This window comes from uncultured Allobosea sp. (genome assembly GCF_945957345.1).
Classification (GTDB): Bacteria; Pseudomonadota; Alphaproteobacteria; order Rhizobiales; family Beijerinckiaceae; genus Allobosea.
Map to the genome: position 1 here is coordinate 1 of NZ_CAMFKW010000101.1, position 5,042 is coordinate 5,042.

At 68.1% G+C, this 5,042-nt stretch carries 5 protein-coding genes; 3 read left to right on the forward strand and 2 right to left on the reverse strand.

Features of this window, described 5'->3' with window-relative positions:
* A partial coding sequence (locus tag Q0Q36_RS24870; RefSeq protein WP_293802544.1) for a phosphate acyltransferase occupies nucleotides 1-1,589 on the forward strand: 1,589 nt, incomplete at its 5' end.
* 99 nt (nucleotides 1,590-1,688) lie between these two features.
* Here the strand turns inward: Q0Q36_RS24870 and Q0Q36_RS24875 are convergent.
* On the reverse strand, nucleotides 1,689-1,991 hold the full coding sequence (locus Q0Q36_RS24875; RefSeq protein ID WP_293802545.1) for a plasmid stabilization protein: 303 nt from the start codon (nucleotides 1,989-1,991) through the stop codon (nucleotides 1,689-1,691).
* 274 nt (nucleotides 1,992-2,265) lie between these two features.
* On the opposite strand from Q0Q36_RS24875, the gene Q0Q36_RS24880 reads away from it, so the two are divergent.
* Complete coding sequence (locus Q0Q36_RS24880; RefSeq protein ID WP_293802547.1) at nucleotides 2,266-3,213, forward strand: lysylphosphatidylglycerol synthase domain-containing protein; 948 nt, start codon at nucleotides 2,266-2,268, stop codon at nucleotides 3,211-3,213.
* A gap of 12 nt (nucleotides 3,214-3,225) precedes the next feature.
* On the opposite strand, the gene Q0Q36_RS24885 is transcribed toward Q0Q36_RS24880, so the two are convergent.
* Nucleotides 3,226-3,975, reverse strand: coding sequence for a hypothetical protein (locus tag Q0Q36_RS24885; protein ID WP_293802549.1), 750 nt, complete (start codon nucleotides 3,973-3,975; stop codon nucleotides 3,226-3,228).
* 125 nt (nucleotides 3,976-4,100) lie between these two features.
* On the opposite strand from Q0Q36_RS24885, the gene Q0Q36_RS24890 reads away from it, so the two are divergent.
* Nucleotides 4,101-4,736, forward strand: coding sequence for a glutathione S-transferase family protein (locus Q0Q36_RS24890; protein WP_293802551.1), 636 nt, complete (start codon nucleotides 4,101-4,103; stop codon nucleotides 4,734-4,736).
* Nucleotides 4,737-5,042 lie beyond the last annotated feature (306 nt).

A 5,042-nucleotide genomic window follows, 5' to 3' on the forward strand; every position in this document is an offset into this window, starting at 1 on the left:
GCGTGATCTACCAGGGCCGCACCGAGGGCATGAACCAGTGGAAATCGGCCCATGCGGCGGTGACCGACCGGCGCACGCTGGCCCAGGCGCTCGAAGGGGCCGACGCCTTCTTCGGCCTGTCGCAGAAGGGCGCGGTGACGCCGGAAATGGTCGCCTCGATGGCGCCGAACCCGATCATCTTCGCCATGGCCAATCCCGACCCGGAGATCACGCCGGAGGAGGTCCACGCCATCCGCGACGACGCGATCATGGCGACGGGCCGCTCGGACTATCCGAACCAGGTCAACAACGTGCTGGGCTTCCCCTTCATCTTCCGCGGCGCGCTCGACGTGCGCGCCACCACGATCAACATGGAGATGAAGATCGCGGCGGCGGAGTCGCTGGCCATGCTGGCGCGCGAGGACGTTCCGGACGAGGTCGCCGCCGCCTATCAGGGCTCGCGGCCGCGCTACGGCAAGGACTACATCATCCCGGTGCCGTTCGACCCGCGCCTGATCCACGTCGTGCCGATGGCGGTCGCGAAGGCTGCGATGGAGTCCGGCGTCGCCGGCAAGCCGATCGTCGACACCGCCGCCTACAAGGCGCAGCTTTCGGCGCGGCGCGACCCGATCGCCGGTACGCTGAACCGCATCTTCGAGCGCGTCCGGCGCTATCCCAAGCGCGTCGTCTTCGCCGAGGGCGAGGAGGAACAGGTCATCCGCGCCGCCGCCTCCTTCGTGGCGCAGGGGCTCGGCCAGGCCATCCTCGTCGGGCGAGAGGACCGCATCTCGGAGGCCGCGACCTTCCTCGGCGTCGATCTCGAATCCAAGGGCATCTCGATCCAGAACGCCCGGCTTTCCCACCGCAACAGCGCCTATGCGCAATATCTCTACGAGCGGCTGCAGCGACAGGGCTACCTGTTCCGCGACTGCCAGCGCCTGATCAACCAGGACCGCAACCATTTCGCCGCGGCCATGGTGGCGCTGGGCGATGCCGACGCGATGGTCACCGGCGTCACCCGCAACTACTCGATCGCGCTGGAGGAGGTGCGCCGCGTCATCGACGAGAAGCCCGGTCATCGCGTGATCGGCGTTTCGATCGTGATCTCGCGCGACCGCACCGTGCTGGTGGCCGACACCGCGATCACCGAGATGCCGACGGCGCGGCAGCTCTCGGAGATCGCGATCGAGGCCGCAGGCGTTGGCCGCAGGCTCGGCTACGAGCCTCGCGTCGCGATGCTCGCCTTCTCCAGCTTCGGCCATCCGGCCGGCGAGCGTTCGGAGAAGGTGCGCGAGGCTGTGGCGCTGCTGGACAGCCAGCGCGTCGATTTCGAGTATGACGGCGAGATGGCCGCGGACGTCGCGCTCAACCGCGAGGTGATGAGCCAGTATCCGTTCTGCCGCCTCTCGGGCCCGGCGAATGTGCTGGTGATGCCGGCGTTCCACTCGGCCTCGATCTCGACCAAGCTCCTGCAGGAACTCGGCGGCGCGACCGTGATCGGCCCGCTGATCGTCGGCCTCGACAAGCCGATCCAGATCGTGCCGCTCGGCGCCAAGGATTCGGACATCGTCAATATGGCCGCGCTCGCCGCGTTCAATATCGGCGGATAGGCCAAGCCGTCATTGCGAGCGTAGCGGAGCAATCCAGGGGCGGCAGAGCGCAAAACCCCCTGGATTGCTTCGCCGCTCCGCTCCTCGCAATGACGAGCATCAGGAGGCGTTCTTCTTCCGCGTCGCGGCCGCCTTCTTCGCGGAGGCGGAACGTTCGGCTTTCGGCCGCGCGGCGGAAGCCTCGCCGCCCAGCTTGCCGCCGCGTCGGGCTGACGCATTGGTATCCGGCTTGCCCCGGCCGGAGCCGGACTTGTTGCCGCCGCCGCTATCCTTGTTGACGGTTGCCCAGGCGCGCGCTTGCGCCTCCTCATGCGGGACGCCGCGCTCCTCGTAGCTGTCCTCGATATGCTCGGCCTTGCGCTTCTGCTTGTCGGTATAGGCGGATTTGTCTCCACGCGGCATGGCGGGCCTCCCTCATGGATCTGAACGAGGAACGCCGGCCCCTTCGTCGCTGTTCCCTCTCGAGCGCCCGCTAAGCCAGCCATGATCCGGCAGCGGCACACTGCCCGTGACAGCACCCTTCATAGACCCCATTCGTCGCAGCGGCTTGTGCATTGCTGCCGAGGCGCTATCTGTCGAGCGGGGTTCATCCGAGCCCTACCCGCCACCGCGCCGCCGCGCCCGCTGCGTCGCGCAACCCCGAGAGCGCATGTCGTTCGGCCCGCATGAGCCCGGAATGCCCCTGCGCAAGCGCAGCCGCTGGTGGTGGCTCGGCCCGCTGGCGAGCATCGTCATCTTCGGCGCCTCGCTTGTCGTGCTCTGGCACATCATCAGCGGGATGGAACCCGGCCAGCTCGCCGGCGCCTTCGCCAAGGCCAGCCTGCGCCAGCTCGGGCTTGCCGTCGCCTTCACGGCGCTGAGCTACCTGCTGCTCACCGGCTACGACGCGCTGGCGCTGCGCCGGCTCGGCCTCTCGATTCCCTATCGCACCACCGCACTCGCCTCCTTCACCAGCTATTCCGTCTCCTTCACGCTCGGCTTCCCGATCGTGACCGGCGGCACCGTGCGCTACTGGATCTATTCGCCGAAGGGAGTGCGAGCGTCCGAGGTCGCGAGCCTGACTGTCATCGCCGGCCTGACCTTCTGGCTCGGGCTCGGCGCCATCCTCTGCGCCAGCCTGATCTATTCGGCCGATGCGGTGGCGATGCTGGCGCGAACAACGCCGCTGGTCGTTCAGGTCGTCGGCGGGCTCGTGGGCCTGTGCATCCTCGGCTATCTCACCTGGATCGCGACGGACGAGCGCACGATCCGTGTGCGCGGCTGGAACCTGCACCTGCCGGGCCTCGGCACCACGCTAGGCCAGATGGCGCTCGGCGCCTGCGAGGTCTGCGCGGCAGCCGCCGTGCTCTTCGTACTGCTGCCCGGCGGCTACGGCCTGGAATACCCGACCTTCCTGGCCGCCTATATCTTCGCCTGCCTGATCGGCATCGCCAGCCACGCGCCGGGCGGGCTCGGCGTGTTCGAGGCGACGATGCTCGTCGCGCTCAACCGCTTCCCCTACGAGCAGGTGCTGGGCGCGCTGCTGATCTTCCGGGTGGTCTACTACATCCTGCCCTTCGTCCTGGCGCTGGTGCTGCTGGCGCTGAACGAAATGATCCGCCGCATCCGCCGCCACGAGACTTAAGCGCCCGTCCCCCTATTTCATCGCGACGATGATCAGCAGGAAGGCCAGCATCAGCAGGAGCAGACGGAAGCTCCAGTTGATCCGGCGCAGTTCATCGGCGCTGCCTTCGTGCCAGTCTTCCTCGGCATCGTGAGCGACAGCCGGGGCGGGCGCGGGAGCCGGTGCGGCCTCAGCCGGAACCGCAAGCGGGCTCGGCCGCCATTCGATGGTCTCGATGAAGCCCCGCGCAGGCTGGGCGGAGCGGCCGTCGGCATCGAGGCCGAGATACCAGTCGAGCCCTTCCCCGGCCCCGCGCCCGCGATCCTCCTCGCGGATCCAGAGGCTTGTCGTGGCGCTGAGCGTCAGTTCCTGCGCCAGACCGGCAAGCATGTCCGCCTTGAGCGCTTCGAAGACAGCAGGCGCCAGGAAGGCCTCGGCGAAAGGCAGCGAGACGCCATCCTCGTCGCGATAACCAAGCATCAGCAGCAGGCGCGGCTGGTCGCCGGCCTGCGACAGGGGCCGCAAGGTCAACGCGATCGGGCCGGCCTCACCCTCGAATCCGGCACGGCGCAAGGCACCATCCGTGATCGTCGCTTCGGCGAGGAAGCGCCGGTTTTCCTCCAGCCGGCCGTCACGGCTTTCGAAGCCGCCGACGAAGCGAAGCCCCGAGGCCGACAGCCGGAAGCGCCGCGCCGCATCCTGCACATAGCGGGTCGGCGACCCATCGATCGCCATCCGTCCGTCGCTGACGGATACGCTGCGCGCCACGCTTGATTCGTCCATGTCCCCGTCCTGTTCCGCCGCCACGATAGCAGTTCGGACGACTCGCGTCAGGCGAGGCTCCTGACAGCGTCACGACGATGCCGCAGGATGAGTGCATCCTCGGCCGATCAAGGAGGCAAAAGACGATGGCAGACGAACTCGTGCTCTATACCAACCCGATGTCGCGCGGGCGCATCGCGCGCTGGATGATGGAGGAGATCGGCCAGCCCTATCGCGCCGAGATCCTCGGCTTCGATGCGTCGATGAAGAGCGCCGACTACAAGGCGTTCAACCCGATGGGCAAGGTGCCGACGCTGGTCCATGGCGACATGGTCGTCACCGAATGCGCGGCGATCTGCGCCTATATGGCCGATGCCTTCCCGCAAGCCGGGCTCGCGCCCGAACCGAACAGCCGTTTGCGCGGCCCGTATTATCGCTGGATGTTCTTCGCCGCCGGCCCTGTCGAGGCCGCCGTCAGCAACAAGGCCTTCGGCCTGGAAGTGCCGCCCGACCGGACGCGCGCCATCGGCTACGGCACCTATGCCGATGTGATGGACACGCTCGAATATGCGCTGACCCGCAACGACTACGTGGCCGGCGACCGCTTCAGCGCTGCCGATGTCTATGTCGGCTCGCAGGTTCTGTGGGGCCTCCAGTTCGGCACGATCGAGAAGCGGCCGGCCTTCGAGGCCTATGGCGCCCGCCTCACCGCGCGCCCGGCAGCACGACGCGCCGCCGAGATCGACGACGCCCTGATCGCCAAGATGCAGAAACCGGCCTGATGCGCCCGCCATGCGCCGGGAAACGCGCCCGGCGCATGGCCCATGGCCGGCTGGACCGGTTGCCCCGCGCGCTCGACAGGGCTAATCCTGCGGTCAGAATCTTGCCCGCCGCTGCCGGATGACCGCAGCCGCCGGGTCTCGCAGCAAACCTCGCGATCGCCATGAACGACATGTCCGCCATCGCCCGGCCGCGCCACGGCATGGGTTTCTACCCCTTCGTGGGCCTCACCGCCGCCTTGATGGCGACGAACGCGCTCGCCATCGATTCGATGCTGCCGGCCCTGCCGCAGATGGCCGAGGCGCTCG

What these genes read in the sequence shown, in the direction of transcription:
- Q0Q36_RS24875 (WP_293802545.1), bottom strand. Translation starts at nt 1,991, where the DNA reads ATGCCGCGTGGAGACAAATCCGCCTATACCGACAAGCAGAAGCGCAAG.
- Q0Q36_RS24880 (WP_293802547.1), top strand. Translation starts at nt 2,266, where the DNA reads ATGCCCCTGCGCAAGCGCAGCCGCTGGTGGTGGCTCGGCCCGCTGGCG.
- Q0Q36_RS24885 (WP_293802549.1), bottom strand. Translation starts at nt 3,975, where the DNA reads ATGGACGAATCAAGCGTGGCGCGCAGCGTATCCGTCAGCGACGGACGG.
- Q0Q36_RS24890 (WP_293802551.1), top strand. Translation starts at nt 4,101, where the DNA reads ATGGCAGACGAACTCGTGCTCTATACCAACCCGATGTCGCGCGGGCGC.